18 protein-coding genes, 3 pseudogenes and 1 other annotated feature are annotated in these 24836 nt (G+C 52.8%); of the genes and pseudogenes, 15 read left to right on the top strand and 6 right to left on the bottom strand.

The window, feature by feature from the left end; translation table 11 throughout:
• The first annotated feature begins 297 nt into the window (after positions 1-297).
• The 11 genes from smc to ACL7TT_RS19025 all read left to right on the top strand — a co-directional run bounded on the left by smc (position 298) and on the right by ACL7TT_RS19025 (position 15524).
• Entirely contained in the window at positions 298-3801 is a 3504-nt protein-coding gene (gene smc / locus ACL7TT_RS19075) for a chromosome segregation protein SMC (protein ID WP_413397800.1), read from the top strand.
• A 24-nt stretch (positions 3802-3825) separates the two neighbouring features.
• Positions 3826-4872: a cell division protein ZipA gene (gene zipA, locus ACL7TT_RS19070; protein ID WP_413397799.1), complete on the top strand. Its 1047-nt coding sequence runs from the start codon at positions 3826-3828 to the stop codon at positions 4870-4872.
• Between the two features lie 158 nt (positions 4873-5030).
• A complete protein-coding gene (gene ligA, locus ACL7TT_RS19065) occupies positions 5031-7082 on the top strand; it encodes an NAD-dependent DNA ligase LigA (RefSeq protein WP_413397798.1) in 2052 nt (683 codons plus the stop codon).
• A gap of 176 nt (positions 7083-7258) precedes the next feature.
• A complete protein-coding gene (locus ACL7TT_RS19060; RefSeq protein WP_299945792.1) occupies positions 7259-7693 on the top strand; it encodes a hypothetical protein in 435 nt (144 codons plus the stop codon).
• 200 nt (positions 7694-7893) lie between these two features.
• Complete coding sequence (locus tag ACL7TT_RS19055) at positions 7894-8340, top strand: DUF4399 domain-containing protein (protein WP_413397797.1); 447 nt, start codon at positions 7894-7896, stop codon at positions 8338-8340.
• Between the two features lie 60 nt (positions 8341-8400).
• Complete coding sequence (locus tag ACL7TT_RS19050; RefSeq protein ID WP_413397796.1) at positions 8401-9789, top strand: class II fumarate hydratase; 1389 nt, start codon at positions 8401-8403, stop codon at positions 9787-9789.
• 296 nt (positions 9790-10085) lie between these two features.
• Entirely contained in the window at positions 10086-10286 is a 201-nt protein-coding gene (locus tag ACL7TT_RS19045) for a hypothetical protein (protein ID WP_299945786.1), read from the top strand.
• A gap of 4 nt (positions 10287-10290) precedes the next feature.
• Positions 10291-11361: an AraC family transcriptional regulator gene (locus ACL7TT_RS19040; protein WP_413397795.1), complete on the top strand. Its 1071-nt coding sequence runs from the start codon at positions 10291-10293 to the stop codon at positions 11359-11361.
• A 177-nt stretch (positions 11362-11538) separates the two neighbouring features.
• Positions 11539-13332 carry an acyl-CoA dehydrogenase C-terminal domain-containing protein gene (locus ACL7TT_RS19035; RefSeq protein ID WP_413397794.1) on the top strand — a complete coding sequence of 598 codons (1794 nt, stop codon included), beginning with the start codon at positions 11539-11541 and terminating at the stop codon, positions 13330-13332.
• A gap of 82 nt (positions 13333-13414) precedes the next feature.
• Positions 13415-13756: an SCP2 sterol-binding domain-containing protein gene (locus tag ACL7TT_RS19030; RefSeq protein WP_413397793.1), complete on the top strand. Its 342-nt coding sequence runs from the start codon at positions 13415-13417 to the stop codon at positions 13754-13756.
• A 133-nt stretch (positions 13757-13889) separates the two neighbouring features.
• Positions 13890-15524, top strand: a complete 1635-nt coding sequence (locus ACL7TT_RS19025; protein ID WP_413397792.1) for an AMP-binding protein — start codon at positions 13890-13892, stop codon at positions 15522-15524.
• Positions 15525-15849: 325 nt separating this feature from the next.
• On the opposite strand, the gene ACL7TT_RS19020 is transcribed toward ACL7TT_RS19025, so the two are convergent.
• From ACL7TT_RS19020 to ACL7TT_RS19000, 6 genes and pseudogenes are all read right to left on the bottom strand, one after another.
• Complete coding sequence (locus tag ACL7TT_RS19020) at positions 15850-16518, bottom strand: DUF5694 domain-containing protein (protein ID WP_413397791.1); 669 nt, start codon at positions 16516-16518, stop codon at positions 15850-15852.
• 896 nt (positions 16519-17414) lie between these two features.
• A pseudogene (locus tag ACL7TT_RS19015) lies at positions 17415-17771 on the bottom strand (integrase core domain-containing protein); the annotation flags it as partial.
• 451 nt (positions 17772-18222) lie between these two features.
• Positions 18223-19275: a DMT family transporter gene (locus ACL7TT_RS19010; RefSeq protein ID WP_413397790.1), complete on the bottom strand. Its 1053-nt coding sequence runs from the start codon at positions 19273-19275 to the stop codon at positions 18223-18225.
• Positions 19276-19365: a hypothetical protein gene (locus ACL7TT_RS20525; protein WP_459564502.1), complete on the bottom strand. Its 90-nt coding sequence runs from the start codon at positions 19363-19365 to the stop codon at positions 19276-19278.
• A 120-nt stretch (positions 19366-19485) separates the two neighbouring features.
• Positions 19486-20702 (bottom strand): IS3 family transposase gene (locus ACL7TT_RS19005; protein WP_413397789.1). Its coding sequence is split into 2 segments (ribosomal slippage): positions 19486-20423 and positions 20423-20702, totalling 1218 coding nucleotides; the frame shifts between segments, so codons are not numbered across the junction.
• Positions 20308-20424, bottom strand: a sequence feature (AL1L pseudoknot). (Overlaps the previous gene by 117 nt.)
• 97 nt (positions 20703-20799) lie before the next feature.
• Positions 20800-21798 carry an alpha/beta fold hydrolase gene (locus ACL7TT_RS19000; RefSeq protein ID WP_413397788.1) on the bottom strand — a complete coding sequence of 333 codons (999 nt, stop codon included), beginning with the start codon at positions 21796-21798 and terminating at the stop codon, positions 20800-20802.
• Between the two features lie 425 nt (positions 21799-22223).
• On the opposite strand from ACL7TT_RS19000, the pseudogene ACL7TT_RS18995 reads away from it, so the two are divergent.
• The 4 genes and pseudogenes from ACL7TT_RS18995 to ACL7TT_RS18980 form a co-directional block, all read left to right on the top strand.
• Positions 22224-23298, top strand: a pseudogene (locus ACL7TT_RS18995) (IS3 family transposase).
• 40 nt (positions 23299-23338) lie between these two features.
• On the top strand, positions 23339-23587 hold the full coding sequence (locus ACL7TT_RS18990; RefSeq protein ID WP_413397787.1) for a hypothetical protein: 249 nt from the start codon (positions 23339-23341) through the stop codon (positions 23585-23587).
• Between the two features lie 120 nt (positions 23588-23707).
• Positions 23708-24196, top strand: a complete 489-nt coding sequence (locus ACL7TT_RS18985) for an IS630 family transposase (protein ID WP_413397786.1) — start codon at positions 23708-23710, stop codon at positions 24194-24196.
• A 15-nt stretch (positions 24197-24211) separates the two neighbouring features.
• Positions 24212-24625 (top strand): annotated as a pseudogene (locus ACL7TT_RS18980) (transposase); the annotation flags it as partial.
• Between the last annotated feature and the right edge of the window lie 211 nt (positions 24626-24836).

Below are 24836 nucleotides of genomic sequence, written 5' to 3'. Positions count from 1 at the left end.
ACGGTTTTTCTATTTTCAATCGCGAACTGAGAACAGGGTTGCACTCTATAGGGCGCGGGCGCACCTGTGTTTCCGAGTTGTGCTTTTGGCGGCGGCCGATTGATTGCAAACCTGCCGGGAATACTATTGATGAGTCCCAGTTGCAACAGCTTGACTTGAGCGCTGGCTGGATCGGTCGAAAATTCTTCTGAATAGCCACTGTTAAAAAATAGCGCTGAAAGCCCCGACAGCGCCATGTACAATCGGTGGTTTGAGGAGTTGGCCGGCAAAGATAAGAGATACCGAGTTAAAGATTACATGCGTCTGAAGTGCATCAAGCTCGCGGGCTTCAAGTCCTTTGTTGACCCCACCACTGTTTTTTTTCCTACAAACCTCAGCGCGGTGGTTGGTCCCAACGGCTGTGGCAAATCCAATATCATTGATGCGGTGCGCTGGGTCATGGGTGAATCGTCCGCGAAGAACCTGCGCGGCGACTCCATGACCGATGTTATTTTCAATGGCTCCAGCGGGCGTAAACCGGTTGGCCAGGCCTCTATCGAGCTGGTTTTCGATAATTCCCAAGGCAAACTTCCCGGTGCCTACGCTGCCTTTTCCGAAGTTTCTGTCAAGCGCAAAGTCACCCGCGAAGCGCAGAACAACTACTTCCTCAACGGTGAAAAATGCCGCCGCAGAGACGTGACCGATTTGTTTCTGGGAACCGGCCTCGGCCCGCGCAGCTACGCCATTATTGAACAGGGCATGATTTCGAAACTGATCGATGCCAAGCCCGAGGAATTGAGGGTTTATATCGAAGAGGCCGCCGGTATCTCCAAATACAAGGAGCGCCGTCGAGATACTGAAAACCGTATGCGACGCACCTCGGAAAACCTGGAACGTCTCGCGGATATCCGCGACGAACTGGGCCGCCAGCTGTCGCGCCTTGAGCGCCAGTCTGCCGCGGCGGAGAAATATAGTCGCTTTAAAGGCGAAGAGCGCAGTCACAAGGCGAATTTGCAGGCGTTGAAATATTGTGCCTTAAACGAACAGGCCACTGACAAGCAGCAGCAGATCGGCGAGTTGGAACTCACGGTTGAGGCGCTGGTGACCCGGCAGGTCCATTGCGACACAGCGATCGAGCAAAAGCGCGTGGGCTATCATGAACTGTCCGACAGCTTCAATGAGGTTCAGGGGCGCTTCTATGCAGTGGGTGCGGATATTGCACGCCTGGAGCAGAGTCTTGCCCACGCCCGCGAGCGCTCCACACGCCTGCAGTCTGATTTGGCACAAACCGAGCAGGAATACCTTGAGGCGGAGACCACTCTGGCAGTGGATCGGGAGAAGGCTGTGCAGTTCGAAGAGGAGCTGACGGTGATAGTGCCGGACCTGGAGATAGCGCTGGCCACGGAGGAGGAGTCCGCCAGTGCGCTGCTTGAGACAGAGGAGCACATGCGCAACTGGCAGAGCGAGTGGGACCAGTTCAACCAGACCGCCTCGGGTTCGCGCCAGAAAGCCGAAGTGCAGCAGTCGCGCATCCAGCACCTGGAAACTTCCGGGCAGAGATTGCTGGAGCGAATCAACAAGCTGGCCACCGAGCAGTCCGGTCTTCAGGTTTCCGGTGATGGGGAGGAAACCCTGCAGCTGGGTGAGCAGTTGGCTGAGTTGGAAATACAGGTTGAAGAGCGCCGCGAACAAATAGTGGAGCGGCGCGAGTGTCTGCAGGAATTACGCGCTCGCGAGGGGGAACTGGCCACAGAGTTGGACCGGTTGCGGTTGCAATTGCAAACCGGTCGGGGCCGCCAGGCTTCTTTAGAGGCCCTGCAACAGGCGGCGCTCGGGCATGGAAAAGCGGTACAGCGTTGGCTTCAGCGGCAGGCACTGGCTGACAGACCGCGCCTGGCCGAACAAATACAGGCAGACACAGGCTGGGAAACTGCGGTTGAAACGGTTTTGGGAGAACAGCTGCAGGCGGTGTGTGTCGAGCGGTTGGAAAGCCTCACCGAAGGGCTTGCGCAGTTGCAAAATGGCCAGGCGGTATTTATTGATCACAGTGCCCTGGCTGCCCCGGTTCGGGGTCACTTGCCACCTCTTTCGGATGTGGTCCGGGGCCCGGCCCCTCTGGCAGGTCTGCTTGCGGGTATCTATACTGCCGACAATTTGACCGAGGCATTGACACTGCGCTCGGGTCTGCAGATTCAGGAGTCCATTGTGACCCGCGATGGCCTCTGGCTGGGCCCCAACTGGCTGCGTGTGCGCCGCGCCAGCGATGCTGAGTCCGGCGTGCTGGCACGCAAGCAGGAACTGGAGGTGTTGGCTCAGGAACTTGCACAGTGCGAGGAACAGATAGGCACACTCAACGAGCATCGCGAATCCCTGCGTGAGCAAGTCGCTGATCTCGATCAGCAGATTGAGCAGGCGCGCAGCGATTCCGAACAATTCGGCCGTCGCGAAGCAGAACTGCGCAGCCAACTGTCTGCCCATCGCGCCCGTGCCGAGCAGGTGAGTGAACGCCGCAGTCGCATTGAGCAGGAAATGATCGAGGTGCGCGAGCAGCAGAACGCGGAAGCGGAGTCCCTATCCGAGGCGCGCCTGTTGCTGCAAGAAGCGGTCGAGGCCATGAGTGACGATACAGATCGTCGTGAAAAACTCATGGAACACCGTGAAGCATTGCGCGGAGCTTTGGATACCGCTCGCCAACGTGCGCGCGAAGGCAAGGACCGCGCCCACGAGTTGGCCATGCGCGAGCAGTCTGTGCGCACACAAGTGGTGTCTCTGGAGCGCACTCTGCAGGTCATGAATGCGCAGTTGGCACGGCTGCGCAGCCGCCGCGCCCAATTGCAGGAACAGATGGCCGAGACTCACGATCCGTCTCAGGACGTTCAGGGAGAGCTGGAAGAGAAATTGGGTGCGCGCCTCACGGCGGAAACCGAGTTGGCCGAAGCGCGCGCGGAGCTCGAGGCAGTGGAGACCGGCCTGCGTGAGCAGGAGCAGGAGCGCCATAAGGTGGAAGCGGCCCTGCAGGAGGTGCGCGCCCAGCTGGAACAGGCGCGCCTCTCCGCCCAGACCCTGGAGGTGCAGCGCAGTGGGCTGGCAGAGCAGCTGCGCGAGAACGATCACGATGTGGATCAGCTGATCGAGCAACTGCCCGGGGATTTGACCATCGCCCAGGTACAGGAAGATTTGGAACTGGTGGTTGCGCGCATCTCGCGCCTGGGACCCATTAACCTGGCAGCCATCGATGAATATAAACAGGAATCGGAGCGCAAGCACTATCTGGATCGCCAGTATGGAGACCTGACAGAAGCGCTGGAGACCCTGGAAAATGCAATCAGGAAAATCGACAAAGAGACGAGAACCCGCTTTAAGGAAACCTTTGATCAGGTCAATGCGGGCCTGCAGGAACTTTTCCCCAAGGTGTTTGGTGGCGGCAATGCCTATCTGGAACTAACCGGGGATGATTTGTTGGATACCGGAATTGCGATCATGGCGCGCCCGCCGGGTAAGCGCAACAGCACGATTCACCTCCTCTCCGGTGGAGAAAAGGCACTGACGGCGATCGCAATGGTCTTTTCCATCTTCCGCTTGAATCCCGCACCTTTCTGTATGCTGGATGAGGTGGATGCTCCACTCGATGACGCTAATGTAAGTCGATACGCACGAATGGTTAAAGAAATGTCAGAGCACGTTCAGTTCATCTATATTACCCACAACAAGATCGCTATGGAGATGGCGAATCAGCTGCTGGGTGTGACTATGCATGAACCGGGAGTGTCGCGCCTTGTATCGGTGGATGTGGAAGAGGCAGCCGAGCTGGCTTCCGCATAAGGCGCAGAAAGGAGAGGCACTTAAATGAACAACTGGCTGGTTACAATTCTGATTGTAGTGGTGCTTGTGGCAGTACTGGATGGTGTGCGCCGCGCGATTGTGCGGCAGCGTGCCGCTGTGAAGGTTTCCCGAAAGTTGTCCAGGGCAATGCAATCTGAGGTGGACGGCGATGCCGACCCTGTGTCCAGGGCCCAGCCGAACGCGGAGGGCAGAGACGCTTCAGTGGGCGCCCATGACAAAGTGAAATCGAGGCAGGCAACCAGTGAGTTGCCCGGACAGGTCCGCGTGGTCCAGCGCCGGGCACTGGAGGATGCGTTGCATGTAAACCGTCAGGTACAGGAAAGTTTTATCTCCTCGCGCAGGCCCCTGGCGGGCAGCACACCACCGCGGAATATTGAGGAGCAGGGAATGCTGGATTTTGAGGAGCGGGTGCCCACATTGATGGAATCCATAGTGGACGGGCAGCGATTTGAGCCTGAGCTGAACGAACTCGAGAGCCTGGGGGTACTCAGCGCAGAATCGAATCCGTCGGGCCGACCCCCACAGGACAATCCCCACCAGGAGGTGCTTTGCGAGCAATATTCCCAGACGCTTTCCCGCGACGCAGGACAGCCCCAGGAAAAATCCCCGGTGCGCGATGAAGTGCTGGTGATTAATGTGATGGCGTCAGAGGGGGATTGTTTTGAAGGCAATGATCTGTTGCGCGTGATGTTGGCCTCGGGAATGCGTTTCGGCGAGATGAATATATTCCATTATCATGAGGATGGTGGTGCCGATGGCTCGGTGATTTTCAGCCTCGCCAATATTGTGGTGCCAGGGGTGTTTGACCTTACACAGATGGAAGAATTTACCACGCCCGGCGTCAGCCTTTTCCTGGCGCTGCCGGTTGAGGGGGAGGCGATTAAGGCGTTTGACCAGTTGCTGTTCACCGCTTACAAAATTGCCGAGTTGCTCGGCGGTGAACTCAAGGATGAAAACCGCAGTGTTTTTACCGCCCAAACTGCCGGGCACTATCGCCAGCGTGTGGTGGAATACCAGCGTTGCCGGGCTCTGGCGATGGCGCAAAGCTGATTGTGCGGATGCGGGATCTACGCCATTTTTGTTAGGTAACAGCGGTGCCAGGCCATGCCCGATCCAACCCTGTCAGGATTTCGGTCACGGGTCGGGGCGACTGTGAGGCGTAGAATCCAGTTTTCTCAATAATAAACTCTTTTCACTCGACAGAATTGATGAGTAATCAAACTATTCCCCACGCAGCGCGCGCGCGGGTTCAGGCACTGCGAGAAATTCTCCAGCGAGCCAACTATCAGTACTATGTGCTGGATGATCCGGAACTGCCGGATGTGGAGTATGACCGCCGTTTGCGTGAATTGCAGGATATCGAACGGGAATACTCCGAACTGCGAACCCCCGACTCGCCCACTCAGCGCGTCGGTGCTGAGCCGCTGGCCTCTTTTGCCCAGGTGCACCACGAGGTGCAGATGCTGTCGCTGGAGAATGCCTTTAACGATGAAGAGCTGCTGGAGTTCGACCGTCGCGTGAGTGAACGCCTGAACAGCACAGGGTCAATCGAATATGCATGCGAGCCTAAACTGGATGGTATTGCGATCAGCCTGCTGTATCGCGATGGGGTACTAAAGCGTGCGGCTACCCGTGGCGATGGCACTATCGGTGAAGATATTACCCAGAATGTACGCACTGTGGGCTCGGTGCCCCTGCGTCTGCGGCGGGATAAAACCATAGCGGAATACCCCGGCGTGCTGGAGGTGCGCGGTGAAATTTATATGCCGAAAGCGGGGTTTGCCGAGCTGAACCGCAAGGCCGAGACTACCGGTGAAAAATTGTTCGTCAATCCCCGCAACGCGGCCGCCGGTAGTTTGCGCCAGTTGGATTCCCGTATCACTGCGCAGAGACCCCTGGAGCTCTGTGCCTACGGCACCGGCCTCGTGGAAGGTGCGCCCCTGCCGGAAGCGCACATGGAAACCCTGCAGCTGCTCGGGCAGTGGGGTTTTCGTCTCAACCGGGAAATGCGTGTGGTCAGTGGTATCCAGGCCTGTATCGACTATTACAAAGCGCTCGGCGAAAAGCGCGATTCGCTGCCCTACGATATCGATGGTATTGTTTTTAAAGTCAACAGCATTTCCCTGCAAAAGCGCCTGGGTTTTGTCGCGCGGGCGCCGCGCTGGGCCGTGGCCTACAAATTCCCCGCCGAAGAGGAAATGACAGAGCTTTTGGATGTGGAGTTCCAGGTGGGCCGCACCGGTGCAGTAACCCCGGTGGCCAGGCTCAGGCCGGTGTTTGTTGGTGGCGTGACGGTGTCCAATGCAACCTTGCACAACCGCGATGAAATCCAGCGCCTTGGGGTAAGGATCGGTGACACTGTGGTGATTCGCCGCGCCGGCGATGTGATCCCCCAAGTGGTCTCGGTGGTGGAGAGCAAGCGACCGAAAAGTACCCACACCATTACATTTCCCACCCACTGCCCGGTGTGCGGCTCGCCAGTGGAGTCGGCACCGGGAGAGGCGGTGGCCCGTTGCAGTGGCGGTCTGATCTGCAGTGCCCAGCGCAAGCAGGCGATTAAGCATTTCGCCTCGCGCAAAGCGATGGATATCAATGGTCTGGGCGACAAACTGGTGGAGCAATTGGTGGATGAAGGGCTTCTGCACTCGGTTTCCGGTCTGTATCACCTGAGTCTCGAACAGGTGGCGGGTCTTGAGCGCATGGGGCAAAAGTCCGCACAGAATCTCCTCAATGCGCTGGAGCACAGCAAAGAGACCGCCCTCGCGAAATTCCTTTACGCACTTGGCATCCGCGAGGTGGGAGAGGCGACAGCGCGCAACCTGGCTCGGCACTTTGGTGATCTGGAAGCATTGATGCGTGCGGACGAGGAGGCCTTACAGGAAGTGGAGGATGTGGGTCCGGTCGTTGCTCACTTCGTTGCGGAATTTTTTCAACAGCCCCACGCACTGGAGGAAATAGAGGCTATGCGCCAGGCCGGTGTGCGTTGGCTGGCCGAGGAGCGCGGAGGGGAAGAACAGCCTTTATCCGGCCAGACCTGGGTGCTGACCGGCAAGCTGCAGACTCTGTCGCGCAGTGAAGCCAAGGATTATTTACAACAGCTTGGTGCGAAGGTGGCCGGTAGCGTCTCCGCCAAAACCGATAGCGTAGTGGCGGGCCCCGGCGCTGGATCGAAATTGAACAGGGCGCGTGATCTGGATATTCCGGTGATGAATGAAGAGGGGTTGCTGGAAATGTTGCGCCAGCGCGGGTTTGATCTTTAACGGAATTCCGCTGACAGGCTGAAGCAGCTTTGTATTACAGCGAATATCTATGTAGCGACAGTGTTCGCTGCTGGCGTTATGGCTTTCTGGCCGCTGCGCCGTTAAAGTTGGGTTTCTCAACCTATATTGCCCAGGATACTTGGTGTCCGGTGGCACTGCGGTAAGGAATGGAACGAATGCTTCGGGGCGATCAGGAATCCATAGTCTACGGTTGTATCAAGGACAGTAACAGCCTTACCGGTGGCAGTGACCGCCGGCGAGTCAATCGAGAGGCAGTCCTCGCTTTGCCCGGCGCGGATGAATGGCCCTTTCTCTGCCGCGATATGTTTGCGATTCCCACCATCAAAGTGAAACAGTCTCAATACCAGACCGATGTCATTCATTTTGGCGCTTCTTACCGCGCAGTGGAATACGAGTGGAACCTGTGGATTCAGAAGTTCGAAGAGCTGCTCAACAGTATGTATTGGGTATCGGCCACTGTGCACCTGGAAACCGAGCTTTCCGGTGTGCACTCCTTCAGTTGGGAGTCCGCCGACCTCTATCACGAGCCCGGCAGCGGGGATATGCAGGTGCGCTGTGAATGGACCCAAGAAGGGCGGGTCAGTATCTGAGGTGACTGCTGCGCCGGGGTGATTGGAGGATGGGCGCTGCGGATTCAATTGCCTTAGCCTGTGCGGCAGCTATATTCCCGGGGAACCCCTTTCAGAGAAGCGCTGTTCTGCTACAGTGCCCATGTCGCTACGGCGATCACGGCTTGCCAAGTGAAATTAAAAAATGGCGCCAGCTCGCAACCTACCAGGAAGGATTGAACATGACCAAAGCGAATTCCCTACTCTTTGTCAGTGTCTTGATGCTGTCTGCACTATTGTACGCAGAAGAACATGGCACCAAAATCGATATGGCCCGCAAGGCGCCGGAGGGCGCCAGGCTCTATATCATTTCACCCAAGGATGGTGAGAAGGTTTCCCAGACCTTTACCGTGCGGTTTGGTTTGTCCGGTATGGGTGTGGCACCTGCGGGCGTGAATCTTGAAAACACCGGGCACCACCATCTGCTGATTGATGTGGATAACCTGCCGGATTTGAGCAAGCCGCTGCCGGCGAACAAAAATATTATCCACTACGGAGGTGGCCAGACCGAAACCGAAATCACCTTGCCCCCTGGCAAACATACGCTGCAACTGGTACTGGGCAACTATCTGCATATTCCCCACCAAAACCCGCTAATGTCCAAGAAGATAAGGGTCGAAGTGGAATAGTCTCTGCGGTACAAATAGCAATTCTTGACCGGTGCGTATGACGCACCCTGTGAGAGGGAAATGGGCGGAAAATTTCGAACCGAAAGAGACAGCCTCGGTGAGGTGCAGGTACCGCGGGAGGCATTATACGGGGCCCAGACCCAGCGTGCGGTAGAAAATTTTCCCGTCAGTGGCAATCGCCTGCCGGCCGAGTTTATTCATGCCCTGGTGTTGATCAAGAAGTCGGCGGCAGAGGCCAACAGAGACCTGGGTCTGCTGAACCAGGCCCAGGCGGCGGCCATTATCGACGCCTGCAACCGTCTCGGCGACCCCGGATATCTCGCCCACTTTCCGGTTGATATTTACCAGACTGGCTCCGGGACCAGCTCGAATATGAATGTCAACGAAGTGATCGCGCACCTCGCCGGAGACGGCAACGGCCTGCCCATCAGTCCCAACGATCACGTCAATATGAGCCAGAGCAGTAATGACGTCATTCCCACGGCGATCCACGTGTCGTCACTGCTCGCCGTGCGGGATAAGTTATTGCCCGCTCTGCGGCATTTGCATACCCGCCTGCGCGACAAGGCTGTCGAGGTGCAGAGTGTGGTAAAAACCGGTCGCACCCACCTGATGGATGCGGTACCTATGACCATGGCCCAGGAAGTGGATGCCTGGGCGGCGCAGATAGAAGCCTGCCGCGAGCGCATACGCGCTACCATGCCGCGCCTTGCGCAACTGGCCCAGGGCGGCACGGCGATCGGTACCGGGCTCAATGCTCCACCGGATTTCTCCGAACTGTTTGCGCAAAAACTGAGTGCGCACACCTCCCAGCAGTTCCGTCCGGCGGACAACCTTTTTGCCGCAATCTCGTGCCAGGATACGGCGGTGGAACTGTCTGGACAGCTCAAGGTACTGGCGGTGGCAATGATGAAAATCGCCAACGATTTGCGCTGGATGAACAGTGGTCCACTGGCGGGTATTGCAGAAATTGAATTGATGGCTTTGCAGCCTGGCAGCAGCATAATGCCGGGCAAGGTGAATCCGGTAGTTGCCGAATCCGCAGCCATGGTGGCGGCGCGAGTGATGGGTAACGACAGCACCATCACTGTGGCTGGGCAGAGCGGTAATTTTCAATTGAATGTGATGCTGCCGTTAGTGGCCAGCACCCTGCTCGAAAGCATCAACCTCCTGGCCAATGCCGTCCTGCTGCTGGCGGATCGCGCCATCGCAAGCTTTACCGTGAACCGGGTACATATCGAGGACACAGTAGGGCGCAACCCGATTTTGGTAACGGCGCTGAACCCAGTAATCGGCTACTCGAAAGCCGCCGAGATTGCCAAGGCGGCTTACGGTAGCGGCAGACCGGTGTTGGATGTTGCCCTGGAGATGACCACGCTCAACCGGGAGACCCTACAGGACCTGTTGGATCCCGACCACCTGGCCAAAGGTGGATTGGTGGGGGAATAGCTTGGCCCCGCGCACGGGAGTATCCCCTTGCGATTCAGGCGAAATAAGCGATGCCCAACATCACTAGGGAGATAATCGCCGTCAGGCACATCAGCCAGTGGAACAGGCGTTTCAGGGTGTCCTGATCCTCGGGTTCCAGCATTCTTCTGGGCATTCGCTCCTCCTGCGGCGTTGACAGAAACCTGCCAATCCTTCACGATTCGACGCCGCGCCGGTACCTGACACCGACAATACAATGGTAGTGCCACAGAAAGTGGTAATCTCTCCTTTTTTAAAATCAATGTATCCAAATCACCATGGCCAATAAAAGTCGCCGCTCTTTTATCACCAGCGTTCTCGCCTGTGTCGCATTTGTCGCCGCGGCGATTTTTAGCTGGGATCTGCCCGTAAAGCATGTTGTTTACTATCTGGTCTTTATACTGATAGTACTCTTTGTCATTATTTTAGTTGCGATGGGCTTCGGGGCCTTGCTCAGCTGGTTGCGCAGGCGAAAGTAAACAGATGGCATCAACAAAAGAGGAACTCCGTATACCCATCGCCTATCTGGAGCGTTTGCTAGAAGAAGCGATACGCCATGGCTGTGACCGCGGTGAACTGCTGGCTTCAGTAGGCATTGACGAGTCGGAGTTACATGGTGTCGCAGCCTTCTCGGCAATCAAATACGGGCGCTTGTACCAGCGTGTCATGTGGCTGGTGCAGAACGAGTGGTTTGGCATGCTCAGCGGGGGGCGGGTACGCTCCGGCTCTTTTCGCTTGCTGTGCCTGGCTGTGGTGAACTGTGTCACCCTGCGCCAGGCGATCACGCTCTGTGCCGAATTTATGGAAATTTGCCGCGGCTTTAAGGTGAAACCGGTATTGGAATCTGGTGATTTCGGGCGCGAGCGTGTTGAGATATGCGGTATCAGCTCACTGGGAGAGGGTGAGTTCGAGCAGTTGCTCGCATCCACCAGCCCCAGCGTGGTTCGCACCACCCTGGCTGTTTGGCACCGCTTTTACTGCTGGTTGGCCGGGCGAGAGATCCCCTTGGCGCGTTTGCACTTTTCCTTTCCCTGCCCCGAAGCGTTTCGCAGCCTGGCCCAGAGTGAGGCGGACGAACTGCTTTTCGACCAGCCGTTCAATGCCCTCGAGTACGATGACCGTTATCTTGAATACCCGGTGGTGCAGAGCCCTCAGACGGTGGAGGATTTTATCCGCACGGCCCCGTATCATTTGGTGATCAGTGACGGCAGTGCCAACAGCATCAAGACCAAGGTGAAGACCATCCTGAACCGGGATGTGAGCGAATCCATGCCTGCGGCAGAGGCTGTGGCAGAGCGGCTTAATATGTCGGTAACCACCTTGCGCCGTCGCCTGCAACAGGAGGGCACCTCCTACCAGAAGCTGAAGGACGAGTGCCGTATGGAGGCCGCCTTCCACTATCTGAGCTGCCCGGATCTCTCCAATAGCCAGATTGCCGAAATGCTCGGATTTGACGAGTCCAGCACCTTCTTTCGCGCTTTTAAGAAGTGGACAGGCATTACACCAGGAGAATATCGTCGGGGTGGTCGCGCCGCTGCCGGTCTGCACATGTGATTGCACTGGCCACACTTTTTCCAATTCCCGCCTTGATTTGTCACCGCTTTGGACGGATTTCGCCATAGAGGGCGCTGTCGGCTTACTACTATGATGAACCAATAGCATAAATTAGTCACAAACATGACCGGCCAGTTTTCGCTCGGCCCAGAAAATCATTGAATTGAGGGTATCAGGATGACCGATGTCAAAATGCCACTGCGCGATTTGCGTTTTGTTATGCGCGAGATGCTGGGCTCAGATGCGCATTATGCATCACTTGGATATGGGGAGGTTACTCCTGATGTTGTAGATGCCATCCTGGAGGAGGGCGCGAAGTTCTGTGAAAACGTACTGGTGCCACTGAATCAGATCGGCGACCAACAGGGCTGTACCTGGAATGATGGTGAAGTCACCACTCCCGCAGGTTTTAAAGAAGCCTACCGGCAATTTGTGGAGGCGGGTTGGCCCGCACTGCCGCATAATCCGGAGTATGGTGGCCAGGGTCTGCCGCCATCGCTCGGAACCGTATTGAGCGAAATGGTGGGTATCGCCAACTGGTCCTGGGGCATGTACCCCGGCCTTTCCCACGGTGCCATGAATACCCTGGAAGCGCATGGTACCGCAGCGCAGAAAAACACCTATTTGACCAAGCTGGTCGAAGGTAGCTGGACCGGCACCATGTGCCTGACCGAACCACACTGTGGCACCGATCTGGGTATTTTGCGCACCAAAGCTGAGCCGAATCACGACGGCACCTACGCAATCACTGGTACCAAAATCTTTATTTCCGCCGGTGAGCATGATATGACCGAGAATATCGTGCATATCGTATTGGCGCGTCTGCCGGATGCGCCAGCGGGTACCAAGGGTATTTCGCTGTTTATCGTACCCAAATTCCTGCCTAATACAGATGGCTCCGCCGGTGAGCGCAACCGCGTAGTTTGCGGTTCCCTCGAGCACAAAATGGGTATTCATGGCAATGCCACTGCGGTTTTGAATTTCGATGGGGCCAAGGGCTTTTTGATCGGCGAACCAAACAAGGGCCTGAACTACATGTTCACCTTTATGAACACCGCGCGCCTGGGGACTGCCCTGCAAGGTCTGGCACATGCCGAAATCGGTTTTCAGAAATCTCTTGCCTATGCCAGGGAGCGTCTGCAGATGCGCTCCCTGTCCGGCACAAAAAACCCACAGGGGCCGGCTGACCCGATTATCGTGCACCCGGATGTCCGGCGCATGTTACTGACCCAAAAGGCCTTCGCCGAAGGCAGTCGCATGTTGGTCGTTCACTGTGCCCAGTTGGTGGATATCACCCACAGGGGAAGCGAGGAAGCGAAAAAAGAGGCAGAGGATCTGCTGGCCCTGCTAACCCCCATCGCCAAAGCGTTTATTACTGAAGTGGGCTTTGAGTCAGCAAACCTGGGCTTGCAATGCTTTGGCGGTCACGGCTATATCACTGAGTGGGGTATGGAACAAAACGTGCGGGACGCGCGTATCTCTACTATCTACGAAGGGACTACCGGTATCCAGGCACTCGACCTGCTGGGCCGCAAGGTGCTGCTGAGCCAGGGCGAGCTGCTGCGCGGGTTTACCAAGAAGATACACAAGTTCTGCCAGGCGGAAATTGACAACGAAGCCCTTGCGCCTTTTGTCATCCAATTGCAGGCGCTGAACAAGCAGTGGGGCGACCTCACTTTGCAGGTGGGAAGTAAAGCGATGGAAAATGCCGATGAGGTCGGTGCGGCCTCTGTGGATTACCTGATGTACTCCGGGTACACCGTACTGGCGTACCTGTGGGCGCGCGCCGCCCGGGTGGCCAATCTGAAACTGGCCGAAGGTGCCGAAGGTGCCGATTTCTATCGCGCTAAAGTGGCGACGGCACGTTTCTACTTCGAGCGCATTCTGCCGCGCACAGCCAGCCATGCCACCGCCATGCAGAATGGTGCGGCTTCCCTGATGGAGTTGGACGCAGCACATTTTGCGTTCTAATACCCCCCAACAAAAAAACCGCCTGTGATTCACCGGCGGTTTTTTTACCAATGCTAAAGTGGCTAATATCAGGGAGACTCCAATGCACCTGTCGGATTCAGTACAGGAGCACCTGCAGCACTTGGCTTGTTTGCACCCACTTGCTCGGGTACAGTTCCGGCTGCCGGATGCCTGTGATTTCTATGTATACATAGCGGGTACGCCGGACAAGTTCGAAGTGGTATCCGAGTTCGGACAGGCAGAGGCACCGGCACTGATATTGGAAATGACCAACCATACCCTGAGGGCCATACTGGACGGTCATTTAAATGCGCGGCATGCCTTTTTGCTGGGAGATGTCCAATACTCTGGGGATCGGGAGCTGGCAGCTGCACTGGCAGGATTATTCCCTGCACAGAGTGGAGGCTTGTTAGGGCAGGCATAGATACCCCGCTTTGCACTATTTTGCAGGATACGATAAACAATAAATAAATTGTCGCTGGCTCCTTGGTTGGTTTTACCTATGAACTCTGAGAGTTTGCCCGGCGACAACAACAACCTGGAATGGGAGAAGAGAGTTGGACATTGATCGCAGCATACTCGATGTATTCAAGGGCGCATGCGCCAAATTTGGTGACCGACCCGCTTTCTCCTGTCTGGGGCGAACTCTGACAATTGGCGACATTGATATCCTGAGCGCCAGATTTGCTTCCTATTTACAACATCACACGCATTTAAAGCCCGGTGATCGTATCGCCGTTCAACTGCCCAATGTACTGCAGTACCCTGTGGTTGTCTTCGGTGCCTTGCGTGCGGGTCTTGTGGTGGTTAACACCAATCCGCTGTATACCCAGCGCGAGCTGAAACACCAATTGAATGACTCTGGTGCCAAGGCGTTAATCGTTCTTGCCAATATTGCCGATACCGCCTCTGGGGTCGTTGCGGAAACCAGTGTGGAAAAAGTGATTGTCAGCGAAATTGCGGACCTGCATAGCCCGTTCATGCGCACTTTGATCAACGGTGTGGCCAAGTACATCAAAAAAATGGTGCCGGATTTTTTCTTTGCTCAGCAGGTACGTTTCCGTGACGCCATGGCCCTCGGCGCCAGGCAATCCCAGCGGGATGTGGAAAGAGCGCCGGAAGATATTGCCGTGCTGCAGTATACCGGGGGGACCACCGGTGTTGCCAAGGGTGCAATGCTGACCAATCGCAACCTGGTTGCGAATATGGAACAGGTGCGCGAAGCTTTTGGCGATGGTATGAAAGAGGGGGAGGAATACTATATCGCGCCGCTGCCGCTTTATCATATTTACGCTTTCACCATTCACTGTATGTGCCTCTTCGCCTCGGGCAACCACTCGTTGTTGATTCCAAACCCGCGGGATATTCCAGCTTTTGTGAAAGCCCTGAAAGGTCAGCGATTTACCGGGTTTGTGGGTTTGAACACCCTGTTCAATGGCCTGATGCGCAACAAGGCGTTCTCAGAGTTGGATTTCAGCAAGCTGCGTTCCACTGCTTCCGGTGGTATGGCCCTGACCCGCGATACCGCCAAGCGCTGGGAAGAAATGACCGGCTGTAATGTAATGGAAGGCTACGGTATGACTGAAACCTCCCCGGTTGTCTCCTTCAACCCGATCGGTGGCGTTCAGCTTGGCACCGTGGGTATTCCGGTACCGGGTACCGAAGTTAAAGTTGTTGATGGGGATGACAATGACTTGCCCAACAATTCGCCCGGCGAGCTCTGCGTGCGTGGTCCTCAGGTTATGAAGGGGTATTGGCAGCGCCCTGAGGCCACCGCCGATGTGCTCGACAGCGAGGGCTGGTTGAATACCGGGGATATGGCGGTTATTCAGGATGATGGTTACATCAAAATTGTGGATCGTAAAAAGGATATGATTATTGTATCCGGTTTCAATGTATATCCCAATGAGATTGAGGATGTGGTCAGTGCACATCCAATGGTGGCCGAAGCTGCAGCAATCGGTATTCCCGACGAAAAGAGCGGCGAGCGGGTCAAACTGTTTGTGGTCAAGGCCGGTCAGCCCTTGACCGAGAGAGAAGTTACGGATTTTTGCCGGGAAAATCTGACCGCTTATAAAGTGCCAAAGCAAGTGGAGTTCCGCGAGGATCTGCCGAAAACCAATGTCGGCAAGATTTTACGCCGCGAGTTGCGCGAAGAGGAATTAAAAAAACGCGAAACGGTCAGTGCCTGATGGGCTGCCCATTTCCAGTGCATCTAAAATAGGACGGAAACTCATCAATGCCCCATCAACGCTGAATATATTGGTCCAATAAAATTAGCTTCCGGGGATGATTTTAGCCTCATCCACGCCGATTGTGCTCAACGGAAGTCGAAATCTGGCGGTAATTGACTGATCGCTAATGACTCAGATTGGTGAAAAAACTCGGGTCTGATACGAATCAAGCCAGCCTTCTGAAGCAGCGCACAAATAAAAGCTATTGATGCGGGCAACCAGTTTGCCCTGCACCCGCATCACGCTTTTGGTGCTGATTCTACAGAGACTGTAAAAGAGATTCCTAGAGGTGCGCGTTGACATCCCAGGATTCACGGGCCAGATCAGTGGCAAGGAGGGTTTTCAAAATAGCCGTATGGCCGCTACCTGCGATAGCAATAACCCTGGAGCCCGGTTGAGCTACTGCCTGTATATTGGCGTACATACGGAAATTGCGATGCCACCAGCTAGTAGATGCCTCAGCTCCGACAAACTCTCCGCCGGCCCCAATGTCATTGACCATAAGGTAGAGATTCATATTCTCGCGATCTTCTGACGGATCATTGCTCTTTCTCAGCAGGCGTTCCAGAGAAAAAGTTTGGTGTTGATGGGCGGTGAGTTCACTGAACTGCTGAATGTGCTCATCAAATAGCTTTTTTCTATCTGGATTGGATTTTTTCATATATTCTATCAATTTTGCGCCATTCCAGTGCACCTTTTGCTCGTCATAGCAAATGACACCCGTCAACCCTGCCTGGGCTGCGATGCGAAAACCCAGTTGCTGGTTTTCGTTAACATCAAGTTTGTGTTCCCCATTGATATAGGAATGAAATAGCCGGTCATACTCCTCCTGAAGTGTGGGATCACATTCGAGCATGACATGCGTGGGAGATTGTTTTGCAAGTTTTCCGGTCAGCTGCTCAAGATATTGCTGATTTTGCGGTGTCAATACATCAATTATTTCGCTTTTCACGACATCCCGGCTGGGGTTTGCAAAGTGGAATACCCCGAACAACATAACCTGGGCTGCAGGTGCCTCCTCTACCTCTAATGCTTGTCCTTCAGCACTCCAGCCGGTAATGCTGGCCGGTAGCATGAGGGCACCAATAAGGATTCTGGTAACTATTTTCATTGTTGGTCTCGTACTTTTCATCTGTTGTGAATTATAAGGGCAACTGCCACTGCTGAATAGGACGTATCCCTGAAAGGTTTGGATGCAGTGCTTCTGAGAAAATTGTTATGGCAAATGTATGCCTGTGCCTCGCGCTCAATCGCTAGATATTCATATCTGCTCCAGAGGTCATCACATTCAGTAAAACATTTTCAGATAACACCGACATAGATCTTCTGGATTTGAGAGGTTCAATGCACAATGATCAGCGAGAAAACACCCGGCTTGGCAACTGGTAGAACACTGAAATCCTCATTGGCAGTCCCCTGCCGATTGGACAGCGATAGCAGGGCAAGGGGGGCAACGGGGGCAACGGTTTCCTGAGGCGATATTCACCCAGAAATTGACAGCTAGTCAAAGTTATCATTGGCCTCAGTTTCTGGTGCTGGTACAGGATTAGGGTCATCCAAGTGCAGGAATCGGTTTTTATGAGTGCTTTTCTGTTTGGCTCTTTATGGGTTCCAAGAAGTTAGCCCAGAAGTAGGTAAAGCAATCCTGAAATAGCAGCCTTTCCTCTGTGTTTAATATTGTGCAGATACCCAAAGAAACTCAGATACAGAGGAAGTTTCTCTTGTGATATCCCTCAATGGAGGCGTAACCAGAATCGCAACAAAGATCAGAAACTCTCCATAGTATTCACATAAAATTTAGTAGTTCTGACTTGATCTGACAGTCACCGGTTTTTCAGACGCTGTCTGTCAGATCAGGTTCAGCTCACGAACTTTTCCATCCAGATTTTTGCCATCTTCAATCGTTTGCTCAGGCGTACGGTCGCAACACTTCTTGCCTTGGTAGGTTCGTTGATTATTGTAATAATTGAGCCATTCGTCCAGATCCTTCAACGGGCCATAAATCTTGCGTCGTAGTGATGGCTGATAAAACTCCTGCAGAATGGTTTTACGGAATCGCTCACAGATACCATTTGTTTGCCGATGCCGGGATTCCGTCTTCGTATGCTCAATCTCATTTACGCTCAGATACAGCTGATAATCATGCTGCTACAGTTTGCCGCAGTACTCGGTGCCACGATTAGTTGGGATACGCAGCACTGGTAGCCAAGTTATGATTAATTCTGGTATTTGAGGGTTTGAAAGAAAGCAGCGTATCTGGTTGATTTGTTGTTGCCAAACAGTTAACCAACCAATAGTACGTCGCTATGGATAAGAATATCGTTGTTGAGTTTACAGATCGACAGGAGACAGCTGGCCCACTGACAGAACTACTACGTCGGGACGCACGAGAGCTGCTTCATAAGGCAGTGGACTTTTTTCTGATTCTTGGATCTTTTCGTTTTAGACGTTCTCAGTGCTGGCTACACCACGGCGATTTACAATCACAACGAACGAATCTAATGCCAGATCACTCTCGGCGAACACAGGCTTACCTCGTGCATTACCAACGCACTCGCCACCATCAAGGCCGGGAGATGGGTTCTATCAGCAAAACAGTCGATTCTTGTTGACTTGCCAATGCAGCGTCAGATAAATACGCTGCCGCTTGAAAGCGCTATACACCCTTAAATGAGCACGGCGTTTCATACCTCACATTGAGAGCCTTTTGTTCACGATATTGGCCGAGTAGTGAGATCCCTATTCCAGCCATGATGATGATCCCTCCAACGATTTGAGCAAAGTTGGGGATCTCTTGCAGGATAAGAAAAGCGAAGAAGATACCGGCAACGGGAGTGATGGCTGTCGAGATAGAGATGTCAGCAGAGCTCGCCCCGCCTTGAAGCCCTTTAAACCAGGTGATCTGCCCAAAAACGATAATGATCGCTCCATATACAAGCATCCACACCCAGAGGAAAGGGGAAAGGAGATCGTTAAAGTGGTTGGGGCCAAATACAGAGAGGACAATGATCGTAAAGAGGATCACCCCTGCAAGCATGCGGAAAACTGAAAATACGCCAATAGGGATGCGGTCGAGTAGTTTCCGGCTCACCTGAACGGCAATGACACCCAAGAGTGTTGCTATAGCGGTTAAAATTTCTCCGGCTTTGGGGAGGGTTTGTAGGAACTGGTTCACTTCAGGATTTCCAACGTCCAGCATTTTCATGCTCATCGGCCTTTCCATCGGCGGTTGATTTAAGGCAAAAATAGCAATAACACCAACCGTTACAACTAGGGCCCCCACTATTGAGAACTTTGTAGGCGCCTCCCGAAACATGACATAGGCTAACAAGAGTCCTAAGGGAGCATCTAGAGTTGAGATCAAAACGACATTGGTCACATCTGTGATCATTAGAGCAATAAAGAAAAATGCGGGGGCAAGAACTCCAGACATCAAGACAAGCACAAACATGTAAAACCAGTCTTTGAAAGGGTACTGTTTTAAAATGCTGAGGCGCCAATCTTTCCTGTAGATGATAAAAAGGGTGATACCCGCCAAGAGATTTCCAGCGAACAAGAGGTTACAAAAAGAGATGGGGTTGTTTCCATGAATGGGGTGATGGGCTCCGAGCTCCCCGATTTTTGCTACGACTGAGTTGGAAGCAGCAAAAATAAGAATCGAGATCCATAGCCAAAACCGAGTGCTTTTTACAACAGGCTGATTTTCCATTTAGTATCCTTTGAGCGCTGCGATAAGCGCCAGTGGATCTACCTCGTTCTGTGCCATGTACGCCTCTACCAGCGGGTAGTAGGGGGCCAGATCAGTCTGATCTGGATTAGTTTAGACCAAATCTGACACATTCCCTTGATGGAGGTTGAGGCAGATCCAGCATAGTCAGATTGAATCACCCTGGGTTTGCCGGAGGCAATTTGATTTGAGTCATGCCGCTTGGGCAGACTCGGCTTGTTGATAATACAGCTTTTCGTATTCGGCTGGAGGCATATCGCCAATCGGCTCGAGAATGCGGCGATGGTTAAACCAGTCGACCCAGGCCAAGGTTGCGCGTTCAACTTCATCCAGTCCTTTCCAGGGGCCTGTTCTGTGGATGACCTCCGCCTTGAATAAGCCGTTGATGGTTTCTGCCAGTGCGTTGTCGTAGGAGTCGCCGACGCTGCCGACTGACGCCTGGAAGCCCGCTTCATTAAGCCGCTCAGTGTATCGAATCGACAGGTACTGAATACCTCGATCACTGTGATGGGTAACACCGCGGGGTTTGCCTCGTGCCCGCAATGCCTGCTCCAAAGCATCAAGCACGATGTCGGTTTGGAGGCTCTTTAACACGCGCCAGCCAACAATGTAGCGGGAGAATACATCGGCAACGAATGCGACATAAACAAAGCCTGACCAAGTTGCGACATAGGTAATGTCGGCCACCCAAAGCTGGTTGGGGCGCTCCGCCGTAAACTCGCGGTTCACCAGATCCAGCGGCTTGTTGGCCAGCTGATCTGGGATAGTCGTAACGCAACGCTTGCATTTTCGAACGCCTTCCAGCTGCAGCACTCTCATCAGCCTTTCAACTGTGCAGCGGGCGACCTTTACCTCCTCGCGGTTAAGCTGCTTCCAGACCTTGCGAGCACCATAGACGCGATGATTTTCTTCGTAGACCTGCTGGATCTCAGGCTTCAGCTCATCGTCACGTTGAGCGCGCACACAGCGCTGTTCTGGATTGGCCTGTAGATGCTCGTAGCGGTAGTAAGTCGACGGTGCAATCGGCAGAACCTCGCAGATTGACTCGACACCGTGCGCCTCACGCTCCTGATCAATGAATGCCACCATTACTTCGGTTTGCGGTCGAGCTCCGCCTGGGCAAAAAAAGCGGCAGCCTTGCGCAAGATCTCGTTAGCGCGCTTCAGCTCGCGGACTTCGCGCTCCAGCTCTTTAAGGCGGGCTGCGGCGCCACTAGTGGTGCCGGGCTTAGTGCCGTTATCGACTTCTATCTTGTTGACCCATGATCGTAGAGTCTCAGGCGTACAGCCGATCTTGGAGGCGATAGATGTAATCGCTGCCCAGCGTGATTTATGTTCGTGCTCGCCGGTCAACGCCATGCGAACTGCGCGTTCCCGTACTTCGGGGGAGTATCCAGGTTGTTTGCTCATTGGCTAATTCTCTCAAGAAAGTTAGCCTCCGAGAAACCCAGGGTGATTCATACCTATTTGCATGAATGGCGGTTCACTTTGGTTAAGATAAATAGTGTCAAGCTGCACAGTGATCATTATCTAAGAATTGGAATAGAGCCTTCTCAAGACTTTCTTGTGCATCCATAAAGGGAAGATGATGACTATCTTTCAGTATCAATAAGCATTTACTTCCTTCATACTTTTCATAATCAGCTCTCGTCTGCGAAGGTGTGGTGATTGTATCATTCTCGCCAACTACAAATAGAGCAGAAATCTGTAAATTATCGATACTCTTATTAACATTTATGGCCTGAAGCTCGCCATTCATTTCCGCGGCCAAGCTACCCCTGCGCTCCTGCCAACCAGGAAACTCTTCATTAAGGTTTTCGTCTGCTATGAAAGCGTTAATATCGACGCCGTTAGCTATGCCACCATTTGCCCTACTTGCCCATTTTGAGAGAAGCTGAAAATTTTCAGTGGGAGACTCTTGATACTTCTCTAGTTCTCGTATAGCCAACTGATTACCTTCCTTTTCCGCCCACTGCAGTGTTGCATTTAAGCTGGTTTTTGTCTGTATCTCGGCACTCTGATAAGAGGAGATAAATACTATTTTTTCTAAACTTTCAGGGTGATCCCTAACATAAAGTGCTGCAAGCGCTCCACCCCATGAGTGACCAATCAAGATAATCTTGTCCTTCTTATATTGCCTTTTTAGAAAAGCAACCGTATTATACACATCTTTAATATTATTATTTATTGTCAATGTATTCTTCTCTACCTGAAGAGATTTACCGGCTCCTCTTTGATGAAGGTAAGCAACTAAATATTTTTCTTCAAGTGCCCGGCCAACATTTACCTGAAATGGAATCAGTCCCAGCTCTACATCTCCAGGGCCCCCGTGCAGAAAAAGGATTAGTGGTTTAGAGGAATCACGGCCAGATACCTCTAGGTACAAGTTTGCACCACTACTCTCAATCCACCACTTATAATCAACCTCTCCTGCCAAAGTATTGCAGGACATAAAAATAAGAGTAAGGCCTGCCAGCAAAAATTTAAATTGTTCTAGATTTAACATATGCCCACCAAGCTGAAGTCAAAGTCACGCCTAGAATCCTCAACAGCTAATGCCAAAGTCGAGAGATAAAATCTGAGGAGACTCCACAGATTTCAAACTGTAAATATCATTTACTATAAAAGCCAGAATAGAACGCTGGATTTGAGGTGAAATGAGGGTAAGATAGGACAAAGTAATAATCAAACAAATTCCCTGCACCAGATCAACAAGAAGGTATCTATAACAACTACTAATTTTTGGTAGAATACTACCGTCCAGGTAAAGACTAAAGTTATAGAATAGTGTAATCCCTCTCTTTTTATCTCGAGAACCGTCATTACAAACTAAAGGCATGCGACCTTTACGTCGAGCTAGGGTAATCACCCTTCAAACCCACCGGAACCAAAAGTAGAATTTTCCCGTAAAATACGCGCAGGAGATTCTGCATGAAAAAATCGAAGTACAGCGACAGCCAGATTCTGGCGATACTCAAGCAGGCCGAAAACGACGTGCCAGTGCCTGAACTATGCCGAGAACACGGATGAGCTCAGCGAGCTTCTATAAGTGGCGATCGAAGTACGGCGGCATGGATGCCTCATTGATGGCCCGCCTGAAGGAACTGGAGGATGAAAATCGGCGCCTCAAGAAGATGTATGCCGAAGAGCGGTTGAAGGCTGAAATCGTTCAGGAAGCTCTGCAAAAAAAGTGGTAAAGCCATCTCGGCGGAAGGAGATGGCGCGGCAAGCCGTAGCCACACGGTACATCAGTATTCGAATTGCCTGTGCTGCTTTCGGTGTCAGTGAAAGTTGCTATCGTTATCAGCCTGTTCTCAGCGATGAAAACGAGGAGATTGCCGATTGGCTTATCCGGTTAACAAATGAGCAGAGTGACTGGGGCTTTTGTCAGTGCTTTCATTACCTACGCAACCTGGAGGGCGCTCGGTGGAACCACAAGCGCGTTTACCGGATCTACTGTGAGCTAGCGTTAAATATGCGAATAAAGCCAAAACGTCGCCTCAAGCGCCAGGCACCAGAACCGCTGAAAGAACCAACAAAAGCGAACCAAGTATGGTCAATGGACTTTATGCATGACCAGCTAAGCAATGGCCGGAACTTCAGGCTGTTCAATGTCATTGATGATTACAGGCGTGAAGGACTGGCAATAGAGGCCGGTTTTTCACTGCCAACGATACGTGTGACTCGCGCTCTCAACCAGCTACTTGAATGGCGGGGCAAGCCCAGCATTATCCGCTGTGATAATGGCCCTGAGTTCATCAGTCATGAGTTTGTAGCATGGGCGAAAAAGCGGCGAATACGGATCGAGTACATCCAGCCAGACAAACCACAACAAAATGCTTATAACGAGCGAGCCAACAGAACCATTCGGTATAGTTGGCTCAGCAAGCACCTCTTCGACAGCCTTGAAGAGGTTCAGGATTATGCAACTGAATGGTTATGGTTTTACAACCACCGACGGCCACACAAAGCAAATGGCGGTAAACCACCGCTGATGGTGGCTTAACCTCTACTTTTGGCTGCGGGTAAAAATGGAGGGTTGCCAGATGTTCACACGCGATGTCAACAACATGCGTCGCTATTATGGTAAATTTTCACCGGCCTTATTGCGCACGCAATACGCCAATGAAATGTGGGCGCTGTTTGCAGAGGGTAAGCTTACACCTAATTCAACGCTTAGTGGTGAGTTTGAGAATGATAGTAACAGTGCTGATGTGGATGCCGTACTAGAAGAAATCAAAGCGATGATGCGAGAAAAACAAGAACGACAAGAGCGTATCGGTGATGTCGAATAAGTCATACTGGCGGAGAGAAAATAATCAATACATTATGATATCATGGCGCGCATGAAATATCACGCCAGAAAACTTAGTACAGAAGAACAGCATCTTATACGAAAAATAGCCGTGTAGCGGGTGTCTGATGGTGAATCGGCGGAGGAGGTTACCCGTAGTTTAGGGCTGGGTGGTAGAACCATTTTCTCATGGTTAAAAACTGCACGGGGAAAAGGCATCAACGCTTTGGCTCCCAAAGTAAGGTCTGGGCGCGGCAGAAAGTTGTCTCCTATCGAGGAGCAAGAAGTCAAACGGTGGGTTATTGGTGGTGATCCAAGGCAATGTGGTTTTGACTTTGGGTTGTGGACACGCCAAATCGTATCAGATCTGATTCGAGAGAAATTTAATATTGAACTTAGTGTAACCAGCGTCGGTGAACTTCTGCATCGGTTGGGTTTAACTCCACAAAAGCTGTTGCGCAGTGCCTACGAGCGGGATGAAAAGGCAGTTAAAAAGTGGGTGAAGGATGTCTATCCCAAGGTCAAGGAATATGCGAAAAAGACCGACGCAGAGAAATTCTGGCTGGATGAGCCAAGCATCGGGTCTGACGACCCGCTGCAAAGGACGTAGGGAGAAAAAGGGAAGACTTCGATAGTAAAAACCAGCGGGCAAAGGCAATCGATTAATGCGATCTCTACGTTATCAAATAAAGGTGGATTTTGGTGCCACACTTACAGTGGAAAATTCACGGCAGATAAGTGTATGGAATGCTTCAAAGATTTCCAGAGAAGCCAAAGGCGCCCGGTCATCCTCATTGTAGATGGCCAACCAGTGCAAAAATCGAAGAAAGTTCTTGACTATGTCGAATCACAGGATGGAAGGCTTGAGATCGTATTCTTTCCCCCATATGTGCCAGACCTGAACCCAGATCAACTGGTGTGGAACCACATGAGAAACATAGGGACCTCAAAGAAGCAGCTAAAAGAAGGTGAGTCGGTAATGATTCGCGCCGACAAAGATTTGCAGAGCATCAAGAAGAATAAAAGGCTGGTGAAGTAATTTTTCCAAGAAGCGACTGTATCCTTTGCAGCCGCCTAGGTAATAAGTCTTTAAAATATAAAGAATCCTAGATTCAACTTGTAAGTGCATATCTCAATGGAGCTAGAAAAAGCGGTCAGTTGCCCGTAGGCTTCTCGCTTTTTCTCCGGCAAGAGTTATGCAATGAGACACTACAAGCAACTGACCTATGAGCAAAGATGCCAGATTGAGG

It is taken from the genome of Microbulbifer jejuensis (assembly GCF_047289955.1).
In the GTDB taxonomy this organism is placed as follows: domain Bacteria; phylum Pseudomonadota; class Gammaproteobacteria; order Pseudomonadales; family Cellvibrionaceae; genus Microbulbifer.
This window is presented reverse-complemented; position numbering and strand designations above follow the sequence as displayed.